Origin of the sequence: Candidatus Avelusimicrobium alvi (genome assembly GCF_958451995.1) — a bacterium.
GTDB lineage: Bacteria > Elusimicrobiota > Elusimicrobia > Elusimicrobiales > Elusimicrobiaceae > Avelusimicrobium > Avelusimicrobium alvi.
Genome location: NZ_CAUDSG010000018.1, coordinates 1 through 20306, shown reverse-complemented (window position 1 = coordinate 20306; position 20306 = coordinate 1). Strand labels below are relative to the sequence as shown.

The 20306-nt window shown below is 55.2% G+C and carries 19 protein-coding genes and 1 tRNA gene; 11 read left to right on the top strand and 9 right to left on the bottom strand.

Annotated elements, in window-relative coordinates:
- Positions 1–102 precede the first annotated feature (102 nt).
- From ACQY36_RS04765 to ACQY36_RS04755, 3 genes are read left to right on the top strand one after another with little or no spacing between them, the layout of a single operon-like run.
- Entirely contained in the window at positions 103–327 is a 225-nt protein-coding gene (locus ACQY36_RS04765) for a NifU family protein (RefSeq protein ID WP_428057240.1), read from the top strand.
- Position 328: 1 nt separating this feature from the next.
- Positions 329–1144, top strand: coding sequence for a PHP domain-containing protein (locus ACQY36_RS04760; protein WP_428078071.1), 816 nt, complete (start codon positions 329–331; stop codon positions 1142–1144).
- A gap of 2 nt (positions 1145–1146) precedes the next feature.
- Positions 1147–2826 carry a SulP family inorganic anion transporter gene (locus ACQY36_RS04755; protein WP_428078069.1) on the top strand — a complete coding sequence of 560 codons (1680 nt, stop codon included), beginning with the start codon at positions 1147–1149 and terminating at the stop codon, positions 2824–2826.
- Positions 2827–2999: 173 nt separating this feature from the next.
- Here the strand turns inward: ACQY36_RS04755 and ACQY36_RS04750 are convergent, their stop codons facing one another.
- Positions 3000–6818, bottom strand: a complete 3819-nt coding sequence (locus ACQY36_RS04750) for a hypothetical protein (protein WP_428078067.1) — start codon at positions 6816–6818, stop codon at positions 3000–3002.
- Between the two features lie 447 nt (positions 6819–7265).
- Positions 7266–7751 (bottom strand): pantetheine-phosphate adenylyltransferase, encoded by a 486-nt coding sequence (gene coaD, locus ACQY36_RS04745; protein ID WP_428071551.1) that lies wholly within the window; start codon positions 7749–7751, stop codon positions 7266–7268.
- 53 nt (positions 7752–7804) lie between these two features.
- Here coaD and ACQY36_RS04740 point away from each other — a divergent pair, with 53 nt between their 5' ends.
- Positions 7805–8926 (top strand): deoxyguanosinetriphosphate triphosphohydrolase family protein, encoded by a 1122-nt coding sequence (locus ACQY36_RS04740; protein ID WP_428057230.1) that lies wholly within the window; start codon positions 7805–7807, stop codon positions 8924–8926.
- Positions 8927–9043: 117 nt separating this feature from the next.
- On the opposite strand, the gene ACQY36_RS04735 is transcribed toward ACQY36_RS04740, so the two are convergent.
- The 3 genes from ACQY36_RS04735 to ACQY36_RS04725 form a co-directional block, all read right to left on the bottom strand.
- Complete coding sequence (locus ACQY36_RS04735) at positions 9044–9721, bottom strand: hypothetical protein (protein ID WP_428071550.1); 678 nt, start codon at positions 9719–9721, stop codon at positions 9044–9046.
- Positions 9722–9925: 204 nt separating this feature from the next.
- Positions 9926–9999, bottom strand: a tRNA-Gly gene (locus tag ACQY36_RS04730).
- Positions 10000–10058: 59 nt separating this feature from the next.
- Complete coding sequence (locus ACQY36_RS04725; RefSeq protein ID WP_428078065.1) at positions 10059–10985, bottom strand: hypothetical protein; 927 nt, start codon at positions 10983–10985, stop codon at positions 10059–10061.
- A 62-nt stretch (positions 10986–11047) separates the two neighbouring features.
- Here ACQY36_RS04725 and ACQY36_RS04720 point away from each other — a divergent pair, with 62 nt between their 5' ends.
- Positions 11048–11464 carry a secondary thiamine-phosphate synthase enzyme YjbQ gene (locus ACQY36_RS04720; protein ID WP_428078063.1) on the top strand — a complete coding sequence of 139 codons (417 nt, stop codon included), beginning with the start codon at positions 11048–11050 and terminating at the stop codon, positions 11462–11464.
- A gap of 1 nt (position 11465) precedes the next feature.
- The gene (locus ACQY36_RS04715; RefSeq protein WP_428057222.1) at positions 11466–11852 is read left to right on the top strand and encodes an acyl-CoA thioesterase; all 387 of its coding nucleotides are present in this window, start codon (positions 11466–11468) and stop codon (positions 11850–11852) included.
- An 81-nt stretch (positions 11853–11933) separates the two neighbouring features.
- Here ACQY36_RS04715 and ACQY36_RS04710 read toward each other — a convergent pair whose 3' ends face one another.
- From ACQY36_RS04710 to pheS, 3 genes are read right to left on the bottom strand one after another with little or no spacing between them, the layout of a single operon-like run.
- Positions 11934–12194, bottom strand: a complete 261-nt coding sequence (locus tag ACQY36_RS04710) for a hypothetical protein (protein ID WP_428057220.1) — start codon at positions 12192–12194, stop codon at positions 11934–11936.
- 1 nt (position 12195) lies between these two features.
- Positions 12196–14580: a phenylalanine--tRNA ligase subunit beta gene (pheT, locus tag ACQY36_RS04705; RefSeq protein WP_428078061.1), complete on the bottom strand. Its 2385-nt coding sequence runs from the start codon at positions 14578–14580 to the stop codon at positions 12196–12198.
- Between the two features lie 12 nt (positions 14581–14592).
- A complete protein-coding gene (pheS, locus tag ACQY36_RS04700; RefSeq protein WP_428078059.1) occupies positions 14593–15633 on the bottom strand; it encodes a phenylalanine--tRNA ligase subunit alpha in 1041 nt (346 codons plus the stop codon).
- A gap of 222 nt (positions 15634–15855) precedes the next feature.
- On the opposite strand from pheS, the gene ACQY36_RS04695 reads away from it, so the two are divergent.
- Genes ACQY36_RS04695 through ACQY36_RS04675 form a run of 5 tightly spaced genes read left to right on the top strand, consistent with a single transcriptional unit; the run spans position 15856 to position 19626 of the window.
- Positions 15856–16152, top strand: coding sequence for a hypothetical protein (locus tag ACQY36_RS04695; protein ID WP_428078057.1), 297 nt, complete (start codon positions 15856–15858; stop codon positions 16150–16152).
- 5 nt (positions 16153–16157) lie between these two features.
- Entirely contained in the window at positions 16158–17414 is a 1257-nt protein-coding gene (locus ACQY36_RS04690) for a replication-associated recombination protein A (RefSeq protein WP_428078055.1), read from the top strand.
- Entirely contained in the window at positions 17415–18620 is a 1206-nt protein-coding gene (xseA, locus tag ACQY36_RS04685) for an exodeoxyribonuclease VII large subunit (protein WP_428078053.1), read from the top strand.
- Positions 18621–18626: 6 nt separating this feature from the next.
- Positions 18627–18875, top strand: a complete 249-nt coding sequence (xseB, locus tag ACQY36_RS04680) for an exodeoxyribonuclease VII small subunit (RefSeq protein ID WP_428071539.1) — start codon at positions 18627–18629, stop codon at positions 18873–18875.
- Complete coding sequence (locus ACQY36_RS04675; protein WP_428078051.1) at positions 18865–19626, top strand: TlyA family RNA methyltransferase; 762 nt, start codon at positions 18865–18867, stop codon at positions 19624–19626. The genes xseB and ACQY36_RS04675 overlap by 11 nt, the downstream gene beginning before the upstream one ends.
- 52 nt (positions 19627–19678) lie before the next feature.
- Here the strand turns inward: ACQY36_RS04675 and ACQY36_RS04670 are convergent, their stop codons facing one another.
- On the bottom strand, positions 19679–20206 hold the full coding sequence (locus tag ACQY36_RS04670) for a type IV pilin protein (RefSeq protein ID WP_428078049.1): 528 nt from the start codon (positions 20204–20206) through the stop codon (positions 19679–19681).
- Positions 20207–20306: the final 100 nt, after the last annotated feature.

Below are 20306 nucleotides of genomic sequence, written 5' to 3'. Positions count from 1 at the left end.
ATACTCCCCGGGACTTTGCAAGTTTTTCTTGCCCCCGGCCGCGCGCGCCGCCCCGCCAAAAAAGCTATAATAAAGTAACTTTACACCTTTTGGAGAACGATTATGAAAGAACAAGTGCAAGCTGTTATTAACGACATCCGCCCCATCCTTCAGTCCGACGGCGGCGACATTGAACTCATCGGCGTGGACGAAAAAACCGGCATCGTTACCGTGGGCCTGCGCGGCCGCTGCGGCGGCTGCCCGCACGCGCAGATGACCTTACAGGCCGTGGTGGAAAAGAAAATCAAAGAACTGGTCCCCGGCGTAACCGCGGTTGAACGCGTATAAAATGCCCAAGGTTGACCTGCACACCCATTCCGACTTTTCGGACGGCACCTGCTCGCCGGAGGAAGTGGTTCATGCCGCATTAAAAAGCGGCGCCGGCGTGTACGCGCTGACGGACCACGACACCACCGACGGCGTGCGCCGCGCCGAAGCCGTGTGCCGGGAACACCGCATTTTATTCACGCCCGGGGTGGAAATCAGCACCCGGGAGCACGACCACCTGCATTTTACCGGATATAACCTGAACCTGAACGACAAAGCCTTCCAGAATTTTTTGGCCCAAAACCGCCAGAACCGCCGGGAACGCATCCGCCAAATCATCCGCCAGCTGGCCCAGGCCGGCGTGGACATTACGGACGAGGATGTTTTTTCCCGCGCGCCCAACACCGTTTCGCGCGCCCACGTGGCCGACGCGTTAAAAGCCAAAAAAATCGTTTCCAGCCGCCAGGAAGGCTTCCGGCGTTACCTCGTGCCCGGCCAGCCGGGCTATGTACCTTCCGCCGGGGTAACCGCCATTGAAGCCATCCGGCACATCAAGCGCGCGGGCGGCATAGCCGTCATCGCGCATCCGGGCATTGTGGCCGAACACTGGAACTTTCCAGCCTGGACCGAAGCCGGGCTGGACGGCGTGGAAGTTTTCTACCCCGCCCATACTTTTACTATGAAGCAGGACCTGCTGGCCATCACGCGCAAATACGGGCTGCTGGCCACCGCCGGGTCGGACTATCACGGCCCCCAAGGCGGGCGCAACAGCACGCCGGGCATGCAAATCCCCCAGCCGCATTACGACAAACTGCTCCGTAAACTGTTTAACCAATAAAAATGATTCTAAGACCTAAACTGCTGACGCTTCTACAAAACCGCCCCGAGGAATTTACTTCCAAACGGATTGCCAAAGATTTAAGCGCGGGCCTGGTGGTGGCCTGCGTGGCGCTGCCGCTGTCCATCGCGCTCGCCATCGCCTCCGGCGTAACCCCCGAAAAGGGCTTGATTACCGCCGTGGTGGCCGGATTTATTATTTCGCTTTTGGGCGGGAGCCGGGTGCAAATCGGCGGACCGACGGGGGCGTTTGTCGTCATCGTCTACGGCATTATACAGGAGTTCGGCCTGGCCGGACTGCTGACCGCCACGCTGATGGCCGGCGTGTTTTTAATGCTGATGGGCCTCTTGAAATTCGGCGCGTTTATTAAATTTATCCCCTACCCCGTCACCACCGGCTTTACCAGCGGGATTGCCGTCGTGCTGTTTTCCACCCAGATGAACGATTTTTTCGGCCTGGGCCTGCAAAATATCCCCAGCGATTTCTTCGCCAAGTGGGACGTGTACCTCCACCACCTGGCCGCCTTTAACCCGCAGACGCTGGCCGTCGGCCTTTTAACGCTGGCTATTATTATTTTCTGGCCTAAAAAATGGCGCGCGTTTCCGGGGTCTTTGGCGGCGTTAATCATCACCACGCTGCTCGTCAAATTCGCCCGGCTGGACGTGGCCACCATCACCTCCACCTTCGGGCAGGTGGACGGCACGCTGGTTATGCCGCATATGCCCGGGGAAATCAGCTTTGAAACGGTGCGCAAGCTCCTCCCGCCCGCGTTTACCATCGCGTTCCTGGCGGGTATTGAAAGCCTGCTTTCCGCCGTGGTGGCCGACGGTATGATCGGCAAAAAACACCGCTCCAACATGGAGCTGGTGGCCACCGGCGCGGCCAATGTGGCTTCCGCGCTGTTCGGCGGGCTGCCCGCCACCGGCGCGATAGCGCGCACCGCCACCAATATAGAAAACGGCGGACGCACCCCGGTTGCCGGGATGGCGCATTCCGTCTTTCTGCTGATTATGATGGTGTGCCTGATGAAATATATCGGCCTTATTCCGATGACGTCGCTCGCCGCCATTTTGTTTTTAGTCGCCTACCGCATGAGCGACTGGCGTTCGTTTACCGCGCTTTTTAAAGCGCCGGCCAGCGACATCGCCGTCCTGCTTACCACCTTCACCCTAACCGTGGTGGAAGACCTGGTGGTGGCGATTGAGTTCGGCCTCGTGCTGGCGGCGGTGCTGTTTATGAAGCGTATGGCCGACGTCTACCAAATCAAAAATACCGACGATGATATTTTTGACGAAGTGCGCCGCAAAGACGATATAGACAGCAAAATCATCGCCCGGCACGTAAGCGTGTACGAAATCAACGGACCGTTCTTTTTCGGCGCGGCCAATAAGTTTTTAGACAGCCTGGAAAACCATAAAGACTGCAAAGTGCTTATCCTGCGTATGCGCAGCGTGCCCGCCATTGACGCCACGGGCTTCCACGCGCTGGAGCGTATTTACGCGCGCTGCCAGAAAGACGGCGTACAGCTGATTTTGTCGCACGTGCAAAAACACGTATTTAAGACGCTTGAAAAATACGGATTCGTGCATAAAATAGGCGAGGACCACATCTGCAAAAACATAGACGCGTCTTTAATGCGCGCGGAGTCCATCGTCAGCGGACGGCAGCATTTTATGGAATAAAACCCTCTGTAAACCAAACCGGGCGCACCGTAAAGATGCGCCCGGTTTTTTGTTACCCTTGGCTTGTTCCCCTGAAAATTTCCGGCCGGAACACGCCGGGTTTACGACAACAGCGGCGGATAAAAAAGACCCCGGGGAAACATCGCCGGGGTCTTTATCAAACAAAACGTATTTTATTGGGCGGATGCGGCGTCATCCAAATTGCCCGGATGGTTATTGTTGCCGCGTTTAAAAAGCTTTTTAACGCCGGCCCATAACCGTTTGCTTTCGTATTTTACGCCCTGCACCAGCGTGGACTTGGCCATCATGGCCGGCGTCAGGATTAAGCTGGCGGCCAGCGCGCCGCCCGCATACACCAGGGACGCCGGGTCAAAGCCCGTTACGGAGGCCAGATACCCCGCCGGAATCGCGCCGATACCGCCCAGGGCCATCGTCAGCGCCAGGATGGAAGAAAGTTCGCGGTTCTGTTTGGGGTAGCGGTTCATAATATAATCGTACATTTGGGTAAAGAAGTTGCCTACGCCAAAGCTGGCTATGGCCGCGCCGGAAATCATCTGCGCCACGCTCCCGCCCGCGGTGGCCATAATACCCGTTCCCAGAGCGGACAGGCCGGAGCAGAGGATATACATCGTATCCGCGCTGATGCGGCGGCTGATGACGTTGCCGCCCAGGCGGCCCATAATCAGCGGCACGTACAGCGAGCAGGCCACCAGGAAGTTCGCAAATTCGCCTTCTTTAATCAACTCTTTCATGGTGGTGGAGAAAGCGCTGGAAATGACGAACTCGTGCACGGTGGCCAGCGTCATGGCGCTTGCCAGGGCCGTTACGCCCGGCGCTTTGAGCATTTTGAACATATTGCCCAGCGTATTTTCCTGCACCGAAAGCGAGGCGCGCACCTGGTCGGTTAAATCTTGGGCGCGTTCCGCCGGCACCTGATACCGGCTGATTAATTGGGACTGCAAATCCGCCAGCAGGGAAGCTTTGGCCTTGTCGTACAAAACGGATTTCTTTTTAGACGGATCCAGCTTCATATCCGCAAACACCAGGGCGTCCAGCGAATCTTTAAACCCGCGCGCCACATCGTCCACCAGCGTATGGGAAACCTTCCCCTCCGCCCCGGCCAGCACACGCACGCCGGCGTCCAGCGTGTTTTGCAGCATTTGCTGGCTTTGGATCAGATTTTTGGCGGAATATGCGTCGCGCAGTTTGGCGCGCCACACTTTCCACGCCACCGTGCCGCTGTAGACGGCGTAAATCGGGAAGCTGATGGAGTAGTCCAGCCCCAAATCCACTCCCGTAACCCAGCGGATGCCGCGGTTAATCAGATACGGGGAGGCCAAAAAGGCCAGCGTGCCGACGTTCTTATATACAAAGCTGAGGTTGTAGAGCACCACGTCTTTCAGGCTTACATCCGATTTTTTGGTAAAAAATTCGTGCAGGCGTCTGCCCATGCGCTCAAAGCCCTGTTTTTCAACGGCGGTGAATTCGGTTTCCGATTTTTTAACGGCTTCTTTCGCCGCGTCTAAAATAGCTTCGCCGCGGTTGGCGCGGATAAGCATATTGGAAACCAGCTGTTTTAAAATGCTGGAGCCGCTCATCAGGAACAAGGCCGCGATGAACATACCCTTGGAAACGGGACCCAGCGTCAGTCCTTCCACAAACCCGTAGAAGCCGCCCGCGCTGGCAAGCGCACCGGCGGCGGTGGACATCGCCAACGAGAGCACCATCAGTTTCTTTTCGCCGTATTTTTTAAGCACCGGCGTTAAAAGCGAAGCCAGGCCGGGCAGAATATAGTTGATGGTGAACATCATGCTGTTGGCGGTGTTGACGTTCATGTCCAGCGCGTTGTTGACCACCGGCCCCATCGTTTTGCCCAGGCTGACGTTGGTCAGCGACGCGTCGCGTATAATCAAATCCGCGCGGTTTTGCGTGGGGTGGACGGAGACGTTAAAAACCGTCGGACTGCAGCTCAAAATTTCCACAAAATTGCCGATTTGGTTCTTCGGCAGGCGTACGTAAAAATTGGACAGGGCGACCGGCTCCCGGCTGCCGGGGGTCAACATGCCGAAGCCGCCGTTTTCCATAATCACAAGGCGCGTATCCGGCGAAAAACTTTTAACCGGCACGTCCACTTCCAGCGGCAGCTTTTCGGAGGTGGCAAGATCATATACCGGCAGGGTCATTGTTTTATACGCCACGTCCGGCGTGCTTTCCAGTTTCAAGCTGAACTTGCTAAGCCCCGCCGCGCTGATTAAATCGGCCAGCGCGCCCACCTGGTTGGACTGCAGGCGCATATAGAAGTGGGACATCCGCAGCGGCTCCTGTTCCTGGTTGCGCAGTTCGGCGATGTAGCCGTTTTTAAATTCGGGCGTAACCGCAAACGCAATACGGTTGTAGCCTTTCACGCGGAAGCGGTTGCTGATTTCCAAATTGACCGGTAAAATGCGTTCCACGCCGCTCTGGTCCACCAAAGTCAGCTTGAACCCGGTTTCGGACACCGGCACCGGGCCGAATTCGTTGCCGCTGATGACTTCATCGGCCGACGCGGGCACTTCGGGCGAACGCAGGTTTTTATATACTGCGCGGATTTGGGTGTCATCATGCAGGCCGGGCTCTTCGTACGGGGCGACGGGTTCCGGCCGGCGGAAGCGGTTGCGTATCCAGGAAGCCGCTTTTTTGAACATTTTGCCCATTTCCGGGATGGGCAGCCCGCTGTAGAGCATACCGGACGCGGAAGAAGAAGCGGCGGGCGTGTTCTTGGCGAAAAATTGTACCGTTTTTTGCTGCAGCTGCGTTTGCGCGGCCGGAGCGGCGGCCGTTTCCGCCGCGGGTTCGGCGCCCGTCCCGGCAGGGACGGACATCGGGGAAAGGGACAAGTCGGCGCCCGCCAGCGTTACTTCCGGCAGTTCTACGGACAGCGCGGGAACGGACTCCCGTACGGGCTGAGCCGCCGGGCGGACGGCGGGTTTAACGGACCCCAGGGCCAGCCACGCTTCGGTGGCCTGGCGGGAAACGTCGGCGTTTAAACCGTTGGGCGGGCAGCCCGATTTCAGAAATCCGGATAATTCGGCGGGAACTTGCGCCGGCTGAGCCGCGGGCAGCGCGCTGATTTCAACGGGCAGGCCCTGCTCTTTGGCAAAGGCCGAAAGCTCCGTCCAGAACGCGCCTTCGGGTTTGGCCAGCGCGGCCAGCGCGGAAAGTTCTTTATAAGCGCCCTGGCGCAGCAAGCCGCGCGCCGCGATGACGGCGGCGGAGTCTTTAAAAACGCTTTGGGAAGCTTGTTTGTAAAACTGGAGAAGCGCGGCGGCGTCGGCTTTGGAGCCTAACAGACCCAGGGCCCCCGCATCGGCCAATGCGCCGTGGCACTGCAAAACGGCGGAATAGGCGGAATGGTTTTTATCGGCCAGTACGCGCAGGACGGAAGCCAGACCCCCCTCGGGCAGCCGGGCAAAAGCATCAGAAGCGGCGACGATATCGCCGCGGTAGAATTTAACGGCTTGGGCGATTTGGTCCGCCGTGGCGCCGCCTTTTAAGGAAAGCGTTACAAATTCGTTGCGCAAAAGCCCCGCGCGGAAAGCGGGATTGGAATGGGTTAAAATACGGGCGGCCAGGCCTTCCACCTCGCCGGCTTTGACTAAAGCGCGGATATCGTTGCCGGTCAGGGCCAGCTGCTGCTGGATGGTGCGGTCCACCGCCAGGCGTAAATCGGAAGAAGCAACGGAGGAAACCGCGGGAACACCGGAAACCAGCGGCACGGAAGACGCGGAAGAGGAGAAACGGGTGGCGGCAGCGACGGACGGGCTGGCGGAAATACCCTGTTTAACCGCTCCTTCCAGCAGTTGTTTGCCGGTGCGGCCGGCGGCGGCTTCGGCGCCGCTTTGCACCACACCCTTAACCACTTGGCGGCCCGCAGGGATGAGCTGCGCCAGCGACGGGGTAACGCTGCTGACCAAAATACTTACGCTTAATAACAGCGACAGTAATGTTTTCATAATTTCTCCTCTATTAAATTATTCAAAATGCCACGGTAAAAAAATAGGGCCAAAAGACCTAGATGAATTCGGTTTTTGGCCCTATATGAAAATGGGACTGATTGACACTGCAGATAAATGGAATAGGAAACGGCTTGGATATTTCTGAAAACTTGAAGGAAAAGGGAAGGGACAAGAGAGGCGGAATTAAGGAAAACGGCCGTGTACCCCGCCGTCTGCGGTTTTAACCGCTGGGGCAAGCACTGGCACGCAAATTTTTGCATTCTGGCGCAGTACATTCAAAGGCTCCTTTTATCCGTCTCCATATATATTTTAGTAAACTTGGCGGGACCGGGCAACCGGATAAAAGGCCCATTTTAACACTAGGCCTTTTACATTATATGCCGTCGGGGCATAAAAAAGCCCGGGGCTTAATGGGCCGCCGGGAAGAGTGTTTTTATAAAAATGTCAATCGGACAGTTTGGCTTTTAACGCCCGCGCCACGCAGGCAGGCACCAGCGGGGACACATCCGCCCCGTAACGCACCGCTTCGCGCACCGCCGACGAACTTAAAAACCCGTATTCGGCCCGCGCCGGCAGGAATACCGTCTCCGCCTGCGAATAGAAAAGTTTATTGTAATGCGCGTTTAACAGTTCATGTTCCAAATCCGGCGCGCCGCGCAGACCGCGCACCAACACGCGCAGGTTATTGGCTTTCAAATAATCGGTCAGCAGGCCCCGGGCGTGCTCCACCCGAATTCCCCGTTCCCCTTTAAACGCTTCCTGCAAGAGGGCCAGCCGTTCCGCTTCGTCAAACAGCGGCCGCTTGCATCCGTTGCCAATCAGCAACACGACAACCGAGCCAAACACGTCGCGCGCGCGGCGGGCTACGTCCATATGTCCGTTGGTTACGGGGTCAAAACTTCCTGCATAAACGGCGGGAATATCGGTCATTTCTGCTCCTGCGGCCCGTGCGGGGGCCTTCTATATTATGGTATCATAATTTTATGATAAAAAATCCGTTTAAGGACGAAATCTATTTGCGCCGCACCCATCCGCACACGCCCGATTTGCGCGACGAATACTTCCGCGACCAAACGAAAATCATCCATTCCCTGCCGTTTCGGCGTTTAAAACACAAAACGCAGGTGTTTTTTGCACCCAATAACGACCATATCTGCACCCGCATAGAACACGTACTGCACGTGGCCACCATCGCGGCCACCATCTGCCGGGGCCTGAATAAAAGCGGGAACTGGGAACTCAGCGAGGATATGGCCTACGCCATCGGCCTCGGGCACGACATCGGCCACGCGCCGTTCGGCCACGAAGGGGAGCGCGCGATTGACGCGTGCCTGCGCCCCCACCGCTTTTTGCATGAACTCAACAGCTACCGCGTGGTGGAGCACCTGGCCAACTACGGCGAAGGATTAAACCTGACGTTTGCCGTGAAAGACGGCATCATCTGCCACTGCGGGGAAGACTTTGCCAACAACCGGCTCCGTCCCGCAAACAAACCAAACGATTTGGAACAAATCACCGGGCGCAACCAAATGCCTTCCACATACGAAGGATGCATTGTGCGCCTGTCGGACAAAATCGCCTACCTGGGGCGCGATATTGAAGACGCCATCAAGGCGGACCTTATCACCACGGCGGATATCCCCCGGCACGTGCGCGAAGAAATCGGCACGTCCAACGGCGAAATCATCAACACGCTCACGCTGGACCTGATTAACCACTCCAAGGACCGCGACTGCATCGGTTTTTCGGACGATAAATTCGGCCTGATTTCCGAACTGCGCACCTTTAATTACGAACGCATTTACCACAACGAGCAAATGCGCCAGCGCAAAGAAACCATTGATAAATGTATCCGCGATTTGTTTGACTACTTCCGCGTGATTTTTAAACGTTACGGTTTTGATTACGACGCCTACGCCCAAGAAGGCAAACAAACCGCGCGCGGATTCGCCAATTATATGAAATCCATGAAAAACGTCTACCGCGAAGATCCGTCCCAAATAGACACCGTCATCGCCGACTACATCGCCGGGATGACGGACTCGTTTGCCCTCGGGGTGATGGAAGACGTCATTCTGCCCAACTCCATTAAGTTCTTCAGCTAAGCTGGCCGTTACGCAACAAACCCGGACAGAGGCCCTGTCCGGGTTTTTGCTTTATAAATGGAACACCTCCGGGGGGGTGCCGGAGGTGTGGGGGTATGAGAAGGACAGGGGAATAAATTATAAATAAGAGGCGTTTTCGTGAAAGAACGCGATGACTTTTTCCATCCCCGGGGCGGAAGCATTGTCCCGCGCGGCCTGGGCGATGGTGCGGCCGCTGGCGTCTTTGCTCATTTCGGCCACGGCGGCGGCTTCGGTTTTGGCCACTTCGGCCACCAGCCCGCCTTTGTTTAATTTGAATTTCACGTTCATCATTTTGTCATACAAATCCGTGTACGGAAAGGCGACGGCAAACGTGTCCGCGCGGCCGTAGCTGATTTGCGCATGCACCGGGGTTTCGCCCTGATTGTTGCGCTGGTTCATCATCTGGCGGATTTTAATTTTGTAATCGCTTGGATAAAAATGACGCACCACGCGGGCCAGGGCCTGGAAAGTCTGCGCGTTGCGCGCCACGTGGAAAACATTGTTGCCGTTTTTGCCGGTTCTGAGCACAAACGCGCCCGAAGGGGCCTGTTTTTCAAATCTCAAAATCGCGTTGACGTCGCCGTTCTGCGCGGCGGTGAAAACGGGCGTGTCGCCAAATTCGTTTTCCTTGTTCAGGTCCTGCGCGGACAGGGCGCGGGTCAAGTATTCGTGCACCATTTGCTGGCGGCGTTCCTGACGCGCGGCAAAGTCCGGCTCGGCGTGAACCGCCGTAACCAGTAAGCAGACAAATAAAATAAAAAGAATGTTTTTCATAATTACCTCTTACTTAAGTATCCCTTTTTAAGGCATTATTTACGAGGGTCTTTGGACCCATTTTTAAGGGAATTTGGACCTAGGCCTTTTTAGGCCCTGCCGGGCCGGGCGCGCGGAAAAAGACACCACCCTCCGGAGGTTCCCGTTACAAAGGCGGTTTTACAAAAGAAAAGACCCGGAACATTTGTTCCGGGTCTTTCTAAATGGAGCGGGCGAAGAGAATCGAACTCTCGTCTCAACCTTGGCAAGGTCGCGTTCTACCATTGAACCACGCCCGCAAAATCTTTGTTTACCTTCAACACTAAAATTATAACAAATTTACACCGCAGCGTTCAAGCTATTTTTTAACAGCCTTGGCGGAACGCGCCGCCGCAGGTTTTGCCTGTGCGGGCTGGGCGGCAGACTCGGCGGAGCCGGCCAGCAGCACCGGCGCGATTTTTTTAAGGTACGGGTTTTCCAGCACCGCCACGCGCACGTGGGGATTTTGCTGAAGCTCTTTTAAATACGGGTTGGCCGCAATAATGCGCGCGGCTTCCTGCGGACGGTCCCGGAAGTACTTGACGGCTTTGCTGATGAGCAAATAACTCATAAACCGGCTGCCCGCCACACTGCGCACCATTTTTTCATCGGCCAGCACGCTTTTAATCGTATCGCTTTCAAAAAATTCTTCCATCGCGTTTTTGTCTTCGCTAAACGCCAGCAGCAGCTGCGGGTCCTCCAGCAGGGGGGCCACGTCGTTGCGGTTTAAAAAAGCCTGAATCATCGTATCGTTGGAAAGCAGATAGCGCATCAAATCCGGGTCGGTCAGGTTGGAGGCGAAGTTGGTCGTCAGCGCCCACGGGGCCGCGCCGATAATTTCATAATTTTTAGGCGTAAACGCCTTGTAGTTAAACCGGCTGATAATAGGCAGCGTGGAACCCAGGTTGCTCACCGCCACGTTGCGGTCCTGCCCTTCCTGCACCTGCACGTACGTTACGCCCGTATTGGGGTTAAATTCGGCTTCCGCCACCGCCAGGCCTTTTACCTGTTCCGGGTCCAGGGCGGCGGTTAAATTGTCCGCGCGTTTTTTGGCGGAAAGAATCACCACCAGCGTAACCAGCACCAGCGCCACGACGGAAATCCCCACCGCGGTCAGGAGCATATCCTGCGTTTTTTTGGCCGCCTGGGCCGCGGCCTCGGGTGCGGCTTCTTTACGCGCGGCCTGCTTGGTCTTGCGGTATTTGGCGGGATTACGCAAAAGCTTCATCAGTTCTTCTTTCTTCATACGCTTATTGTAACAAATCGGACGGTTTTTTCAGTCCCCTATATCAAGTATAATTTAATTATATGAAATCTTATACGCAATATCTAACCGTTTGCACGGACAAACGCTATCAAATCGTCAACATTACGCCGCAGGTGGAAGAAGCGCTGGAAAAAAGCGGCATACAGGAAGGGCTGTGCCTGGTGAACTCCATGCATATTACGTCCAGCGTGTTTATCAACGACAACGAACGCGGCCTGCACGCCGATTTTCTGCGCTGGACCGAACAGCTCGCCCCGTACGGCGCGGACAAATACCAGCATAACCTGACCGGGGAGGACAACGGCGACGCTCACTTAAAACGCACGCTTCTCGGGCGCGAAGTGGTGGTAGCCGTAACCAAGGGACGGCTGGATTTTGGCCCGTGGGAAACCATTTTTTACGGCGAATTTGACGGACAGCGCAACAAGCGGATTTTAATTAAAATCATCGGAGAATAATATGAAAAAAACCATTTTTTACCACGATACGGACTGCGGCAACGTGGTGTATTACGCCAACTATTTAAAATTTTTTGAAGAAGCCCGCACGCTTTATATGGCCGAAAAAGGCTTCTCGGTGCCGGCGCTGATGGCGCGCGGTTTATATTTTGTGGTGGCCCGGCAGGAAGTGGAATACAAATATCCCGTACGCTACGCGGACGTGATTGACGTATCCACCAAAGTGCTTGAGGTGTCGGACATTAAAATCGTGTTTGAAAACATCATCACCAACCAAAACGGCCGGCTGTGCACCAAAGGCAAAACCACGCTGGTGTGCGTAAACCAGGCGGGTATGCCCTCCGCTATGGGCCCCGAAGTGAAAGCCGCCATGGCGCCCGCCGCATAAGCTTTACACACAACACATTATCCGCAAAAAACGGGACCTTTTAACAAGGTCCCGTTTCATCATAAAATATCCGCCAAACAATCAAACGATTTTTTTCTCGTCCTCTTTTACTTTGGCGATTTCCTTATCCAGCTTGGCGGCCAGCCGTTTTAAAACGGTCTGCGCGTTCTTTTTCCATTCTTTAAACGCGCGCAGTTCGCTTTCGGTTTCTTTCAGCTTTTCCACGCCGTCTTCCAGCGCGCGCACGCGCGCCTTCAGCGCGGCGTTCTCGCCCTGCAAATCCTTCTGCCGGGCCAGCGTCTGCGACACCAAAAGTTCCAGCTGTTTAAGTTTTTCCTGCATATTATCTCAGCTCGGCCCCCACCTGCGCGCGCAGCTGTTCCACAATACGGTTGAACGCTTCGTCCGTTTCCTTATCCTTCAGCGTCCGCTCCGGGTTGGAGAACGCCAGCGAAAACGTAACGCTCTTTTTGCCCGCTTCCAGGTGTTCGCCCTGGTACAGGTCAATTAAGTGATACGCCAGATTCACGTCAAGCGGCGTCTTTTCCAGCGCGCTGACAACAGCCGCGTACGAAACGCCCGCGTCCACCACGACGGACAAATCGCGCAAAGACGGCGGAAGGACCGCTACGTCTTTGGCGGGTTTAAAATCCTGCGCGGAGAAAGCTTTTTCAATCAGTTTGGTAGCAAATTCAAACGCCCACACGTCCTGCGTTTTAATGCCCGAGGCTTTGAGCGTAAGCGGATGCAGTTTGCCGAACAAACCGATTACTTTGCCGCCGAGCACAATGTCCATGCAAATTTTGGGATGCATATACACCGGGGCCGTTTTGGACGGCACGAACGACACGCCTTCCACTCCGCCCAGGAGCGCCTGCATCAGCCCTTTTAACCAGTAAAAATCCACCGGGCGTTCCGGCGCGCCGAAGAATTTTTCCTGCTCCAGCGTGCCGCTCAGCACGCCGGACACGGCATACCCTTCCACCGGGAAGCCCTTCACGGACTGGAACGTTTTGGTCGTTTCAAACAGCGCCAGGTTGCTGTTGCCGAAACGCAAATTGCTTTCCACGTTTTTAAGCAAAGAGGGCAGCAGCGTCGGGCGCAGATAATCCCATCCCTGCGCCAGCGCATTTTTAATTTTGATGCAGAACTTGGGGTCAAAACCAAACGTTTTTAATTCTTTCTCGCCCAAAAAATCAATGTTTTTGCATTCGCAGAACCCCGCGCCGATTAACGCGCCGGCGAACTGTTTGCCGATGTCAATGCCTTTCGGATTATCGGCAAACGACAGGCTGGCCTTGGTTTCGCTGACGGGAATCATATCATAGCCGGCAAAACGCGCGGCTTCTTCGGCCAGGTCCCACTTGTGGTTTAAATCGCGGCGGTGCGCGGGCGCTTTAAACGTCCATTTGTCGCCGTCCGCATGGAACTCGGCGGCCAGGCGCGAGAAAATTTCTTTTAAGCGTTCTTCCGGGATGTCCGCCCCCAGAATGGAATTAATTTCCGCCGGGGTGAACGCAACCGCCGGGTTTTCGTATTTCACGGGATAAACGTCGTTTACTTCCGAGGCGGTGCCGCCGCAGATTTGCGTGAACAAATCGGTTGCGCGGCGCATGGCCAGGGTAACGCCCTCAATATCCGTGCCGCGTTCAAAACGCTGGGACGAATCGGACGAAATCGCAAATTTTTTGACCGTCTTGTTCACGGTCGGCGGGTTAAAATACGCCACTTCAATAAAAATATCCTGCGTGTCTTCTTTAATCCCGCTGTTCAGCCCGCCCATAATGCCGGCCAGCGCGGTGGCTTTTTTCCCGTCCGCAATCATCAGGCAGGCGTTGTTTAACGTCAGCTCCCGGCCGCCCAGCACGGTGAATTTTTCGCCTTCTTCGGCGTTGCGCACGATGATTTTATCGCCTTCCACTTCGCGCAAATCAAACGCGTGAAGCGGGTTGCCCAGCTCAAACATCACATAGTTGGTTACGTCCACCAGCGCGTTTTTCGGGTTCAGACCCATGGCGGCCAGACGCTGTTTCATCCACTCCGGCGATTCGGCGTTTTTCACGCCGCGGATAATCCGGCCCGTGTAACGCGGGCAGCCTTCCGGGTTTTGAATCTCAATCTCCAAAGATTTCCCTTCGCCTTTGATTTCTTTTACTTCCGGCAGTTTGACGGGCTTGTTTAACAGCGCGCCCAATTCGCGCGCCACGCCCAGGTGGGACAGCAAATCCGGCCGGTTGGACGTAATTTCCAAATCAAACAAAGAATCCGGCTTGCCGTAAAGCGCGGAGACGTCCGTGCCGAGTTCCAGGCTGTCATCCAGCACCATAATGCCCCGTGCGCGGGTTTGCGTCAGGCCCAGCTCGTCGGACGAGCAAATCATTCCCTCCGATTCCACGCCGCGGATGACGGCGGGCTTTAGCACTTCTTTGCCCAGCCGCGCCCCTACGCGCGCCAGCGGCACTTTCTGCCCCACGGCCACATTCGGCGCGCCGCACACCACGCGCTGCGTTTTGCCGCCGCCCAGGTCCAGCGTTACCAAATGCAGGTGGTCGGAATTGGGGTGGTCTTCAATCTTAACGATTTGGGCCACGTTTACGCCTTCAAAGTCCGCGCCCGTGGTTTCCACGGAGGCGACTTCAATGCCCAGATCGGTCAGCTTTTTAACCAGCTCTTCGGGAGTCAGGTCAATGTCAATAAAATCTTTCAGCCAGGAATAAAGTATCTTCATTTGTCAAAATCCTTAGAATTGTTTGAGTACGCGCAAATCGTTTTCGTAAAACGTGCGGATGTCTTTGATGTTCAGCATCATCATCGCCAGGCGTTCCACGCCCATGCCGAACGCGTAGCCGCTGTATTCTTCGGGGTCAATGCCGCAGTTGCGAAGCACGTTGGGGTGCACCACGCCGGCGCCCAGCATTTCAATCCAGCCGCTGCCCTTGCATACATTACAGCCTTTGCCCTGGCAGAATACGCATTTTACGTCCACTTCCACGCTGGGTTCCGTGAACGGGAAGAACGACGGGCGGAAGCGGATTTCGGCCTTGTTGCCGAATAAGCCTTTCATAAAGGCGGACAAATCGCTCTTGAGGTCGGCCAGGCTGACGTGTTTATCCACATACAGCCCTTCAATTTGATGGAACACGGGGCTGTGGGTGGCGTCCAGGCTGTCGTTTCTAAATACGCGGCCGGGGGCCATAATGCGCAGCGGCGGTTTGTGTTTTTCCATATACCGGCTTTGCACATTGGACGTATGCGTGCGCAGTACAAGCGGCATTTTGCCGTCCACAAAAAACGTATCCTGCGCGTCGCGCGCCGGGTGGTGGAGCGGGATGTTGAGCAAATCAAAATTGTGTTTTTCATCTTCCACCCACGGACCTTCGGCCCACTCAAAGCCCAGGCGGGAGAGAATAGACGTCATACGGTCCTGCGCCACGGAAAGCGGATGGCGGTGGCCTTTGGCCACGGGATAGCCGGGGAGGGTTAAATCCAAATCGGTTTTGTTGAGCTCGTCGTTGATTTCTTTGGCGGCAAAAAACTCGGTTTTTTCGTCCAGCGCCGCAGTAAGAGACGCTTTTAACGCATTGCCCAGCGGGCCGGCTTCTTTCTTTTCTTCAATGGAAAAATCTTTCAGGCCTTTTAAAAGTTCGGTAAGCGCGCCTTTGCGCCCCAGGGCGGCCACGCGCAATTCTTCCACGGCGGCCAAATCGGCGGCTTGGCCGATTTTGGTCTTATATTCCTGCTCAATAGCTAAGCAGGCGGATTTAAATTCGGTGATAGTCATATATCTTATTATAGTATTTTAGGCGGCTGTATAGGGAAAATTCCCCGTTTTGAACGGTTTTTCCCCCCCTTTTTCCGCGTTCGCCCGGCTGTTTGCCGTAATTCGCCCCTCAGCCCGGGCAGCGAGTTTTTTGTTACTTTTTGCCGATGCAAAAAGTAAGAAGACTCTTTGGCTTCTTTTTGTTCCCACAAAAAAAGAGGGAAAAAAGTTACAATACTTTATATGCCAAAAGACATTGTACAAGTGGAAATAAAGCGCATTGCTCTGGATATAGAATCCTCGGGCCTGGGGATGGTGGAACTGGCCGATTTGGCCGCTTCCGTAGAAAAATATATGCAAAAACTCCAGGAAGAGGGGGAAATTGACACGCTGAAACAAGCCCTGATGGCCGCCCTGCACTTTGCCGCGCGGGCGTACCTGCAAACCCAAAACGAAGGCGGCAAGCGGCAGGAAGAAGAATCCCGCGTGGACGACCTGATTTTAAAACTTAAATCCGCCCTGGATGCGCCGCACAAATAAATTTTATGGAACTGGACGAAGAACAAACCGCCATCCCGCTGGCCGCGCGCCAGGCGCCGAAAAAACTGGAAGATTTTGCCGGACAGCCGCATTTGCTGGGGCCGGGCAAAATGCTGCGGCGTTTATTGGAAGCGGATATGATTAAATCCGCCGTCTTCTTCGGCCCGCCGGGCTGCGGCAAAACCGCCACGGCGCGGTATATCGCGTCGCGCACGCAGGCGTACACCGTGGAGCTCAACGCGGCCGCCGCCGGCGTGGCGGACATCAAAAAAGTGCTGGCCGAAGCGCGCGACCGCGCACGCACCCCGACATTTGACCAAAAACGCACCCTGGTGATTTTGGATGAAATCCACCACTTTAACAAAACCCAGCAGGACGTACTTCTGCCGTCCGTGGAAAAAGGCGACATAATCCTCATCGGCATTACGACCGAAAACCCGTATTTCTACATCAACACCGCGCTTCTGTCGCGCTTTTCCGTATTTGAATTTAAAGCGCTGGCAGACGCGGACCTGCTTAAAATTTTAACCCGCGCCGCCGAAAAAGAAAAAGCCCGAATTGACGAAGACGCCGCGGAATACTTCATCACCCAGGCCAACGGAGACAGCCGCAAAATGCTAAACGCCGCGGAACTGGCGTTCGTTACCACCAAGCCGGGCAAAGACAATTTAAAACATATTGACCTGGATACCGCCAAAGAGTGCATCCAGCGGCGGCATTTAAATTACGACAAAAAAGGCGACGAACATTACGACATCATTTCCGCTTTCATTAAATCTATGCGCGGCTCGGACCCGGACGCCGCCGTCTACTGGCTGGCCCGTATGCTGGAAAGCGGGGAAGACCCGCGCTTTATCGCCCGGCGCATTTTAATCTGCGCCAGCGAAGACGTAGGCCTTGCCGAACCCGCCGCCCTGATGATTGCCCAGGCCGCTTTCAACGCCGCCGAAGTGCTGGGGATGCCCGAAGTGCGCATCCCTCTCGCCCACGCCGCCATTTACGTAGCCTGCTGCCCCAAAAGCAATTCCGCCTATAACGCCGTAAACGCGGCCCTGCAGGAAGTGCGCGAAGGCAAATACCGCCCGGTGCCGGACCACCTGCGCTCCGGCGGGAAAAACCGCGGCTACAAATACGCGCACGAATTTCCAAACCACTACGTCAAACAGCTTTATATGCCTTCCCCCGTCCGTTTTTTTGAACCCGGCACGCTGGGCAAAGAAGCCGCGCTGGTTGAACGCCTGAAAAAAATCAAAGGAGAATAAATGGAGCCCGAAGCGCCGTTTAGAGGCCAGGTTTTTACCGTTACCGCCATTACACTCGCCGTCAAACAAATGATGGAAGGGGTATTCCGCGACGTGTTTGTGGAAGGCGAAGTGAGCAATCTGCGCGAGGCCTCCAGCGGGCACGTGTATTTTGATTTAAAAGACCGCGAGGCCCTGCTTTCCGCCGTGATGTTTAAATGGGACGCGCGCAAATACGCGTTTGAACTCCAAGAAGGGGTGCAGGTGCGCGTGTGGGGCAGCCTGTCCTGCTATGCTAAGCAGGGGCGGTATCAAATCGTCGTCAAAACGGCGGAAGCGCTGGCCAAGGGCAATTTGTTTTTGGAATTTGAAAAACTCAAAAAGAAACTGGAAGCCGAAGGCCTGTTCGCCCCCGAACATAAAAAAGAAATCCCGGCCTATCCCCAGCGCATCGGCGTGGTAACTTCCCCCACCGGCGCGGCCGTGCGCGATATTTTATCCGTCTTAAAACGCCGCAGTCCGCATTTGGAAGTAATCGTGGCGCCGGTGCTGGTGCAGGGGGACGAGGCCGCGCCGCAAATCGCGCAGGCGATAGAAGATTTAAACCGTTTTAAACCAGCGGTGGACGTACTGCTCGTCGGCCGCGGTGGCGGAAGCATAGAAGATTTGTGGGCGTTTAACGAAGAAATTGTCGCGCGCGCCATTTTTAAAAGCAACATCCCGGTTATTTCCTGCGTGGGGCACGAGGTGGATTTTACCATCGCCGATTTTGTGGCCGATTTGCGCGCCCCCACCCCCTCCGCCGCGGCGGAACTGGTGGTGCAAAACTCGCAGAATACGCAGGAGTATATCGCCCAGCTCCAAAAGAGGTTGCTGCAATCGGTCAGCCTGTTTTACGAACGCGCCAAACGACGCTTTGATTTGGCCGCAAACAGCCGCGTGCTTACGCACCCCGAAACGCTGACGCAGGCCAAAGAGCAGGAACTGGACGATTTAACCGCCGCGCTGGATGCGGCGTGGAAAGACAAACTGGCGTCGTTTACGCACCGTTTTTCGCTGGCCAAAAACCAGCTTTCGGCCCTGGGGCCGCAGGCCGTTTTAAAGCGCGGCTACAGCATTACCCGCAGTGCGGACGGCTCCGTCATCAGCCGCGTGGGGCAGACGCAGCCGGGCCAAACCGTTTACATCCAGGTGCAGGACGGTATGATACATTCCGAAGTAAAGTGAGGCATTATGGCAAGCAAGTTTAATTTTGAAAAACAACTTTCGCGCTTGGAAGAAATCGTCGCCAAGCTGGAAGAAGAACAGACCGATTTGGACGCGTCCGTCAAACTGTTTGAGGAAGGGGTGGCGCTATCAAAAGAGTTGTCGCAAAAGCTGGAAACGGTAAAATTTAAAGTGGAAGAACTGAAAAAGAAAGGCGCGGAACTCATCACCCAGCCGTTTGACACGGAACTGGCCGAGGAAACGGATGGCGAATAAAAAACTGCGCCTGGATATGGCGCTGGTGGAAAAAGGCTTCTTCCAAAGCCGCAACCGCGCGCAGGCTTCTATTATGGCGGGGGAAGTGCTGGTAAACGGCGAGCCCGACACCCGCGCCGACCGCACCGTCCTGCCCGAAGACGTGATTGCGCTTAAAGAAAAATCCTGCCCCTATGTGTCGCGCGGCGGGCTGAAACTGGCCGGCGCGCTGAAAGCCTGGAACATTGATATCCAAAACAAAGTATGCGTGGACATCGGCGTAGCCACGGGCGGATTTTCGGACTGTATGATTCAGGCCGGCGCCAAAGACGTGTACGGCGTGGACGTGGGCAAAGGCCAGCTGGCCGACGAGATGCGCCGCTATAAAAATTTTCATTTTAAACCCGAAACCAACGCGCGTTATATGACGGCGGATTTATTTGACGAGGCCCCGCAGTTTGCGGCGGTGGACGTGTCTTTCATTTCGCTTACGATGATTATGGAACCGCTGTTTAAAGTAATGGCGCCGCAGGCGGAAATTGTATTTTTAATTAAACCGCAGTTTGAACTCACGCCCAAGCAGGTGCCGCACGGAATCGTCAAAACCGACGAAAACCGCCAACTCGCCATTCGGCGCGTACAGGATTTTTTTGAAGAACATTTAAAAGAAAAATATGGCGGCGCATCGGGCGAAGTAATGGAAAGCCCCATCAAAGGCACGCACGGGAACATTGAGTATTTATGGCACGTGAAACTAAATAAGCCTGCGTAAGATAACAATTAAAAACCCGCGTTCCGGCGGGTTTTTAATTTAAAGAAAACGCTTATGGGTTCAGCCGGTACACCGTTACCGCGCCGCCTTTCATACCGCCTTCCGAACCGCTGCCAAATACCGTCCCGCCCATACTTTTACACACGCGGTTGGCTACCACATCATTCTGCACCGCCAGACACCATATCATTCCTGCGTGCGGGCCATGATCCAGTCCCAACTGGTAGCCCAGCCGCGCCTGGCCTTCTTTGCCGGAGTAGCCGCCTACATTGTATAGGCCGGGCGTGTTCGTCAGCATATTAAACCACGAATCCGGGCATGACACGTGCCCGACGGCTTTTTCCGTGCACCCCGGCAGGCCGTCAATGGCCAGCGTGGAGGCTTCGTCTTTATATTCGCCGTTTGCCATATAATACACTTCGGCCGAATCCTTGAGTGATTTGACCATCGGCATTACTTTTGCCAGACGTGCTTTTTCCACCGCTACCTCATACTGCGGCAGCGCGACAGCCGCCAAAATACCTATAATTAAAACGACTACCAACAGCTCTATAAGCGTAAATCCGAGGTTTTTCTGCACGGGATATATCCCCCTATTTATATAAGTTGATATCCCCAATTTATCAAAAAAAAAAAACAAATCAAGGCCTTCCAGGCCCTGGAGCTCTGGCCTGGCCAGG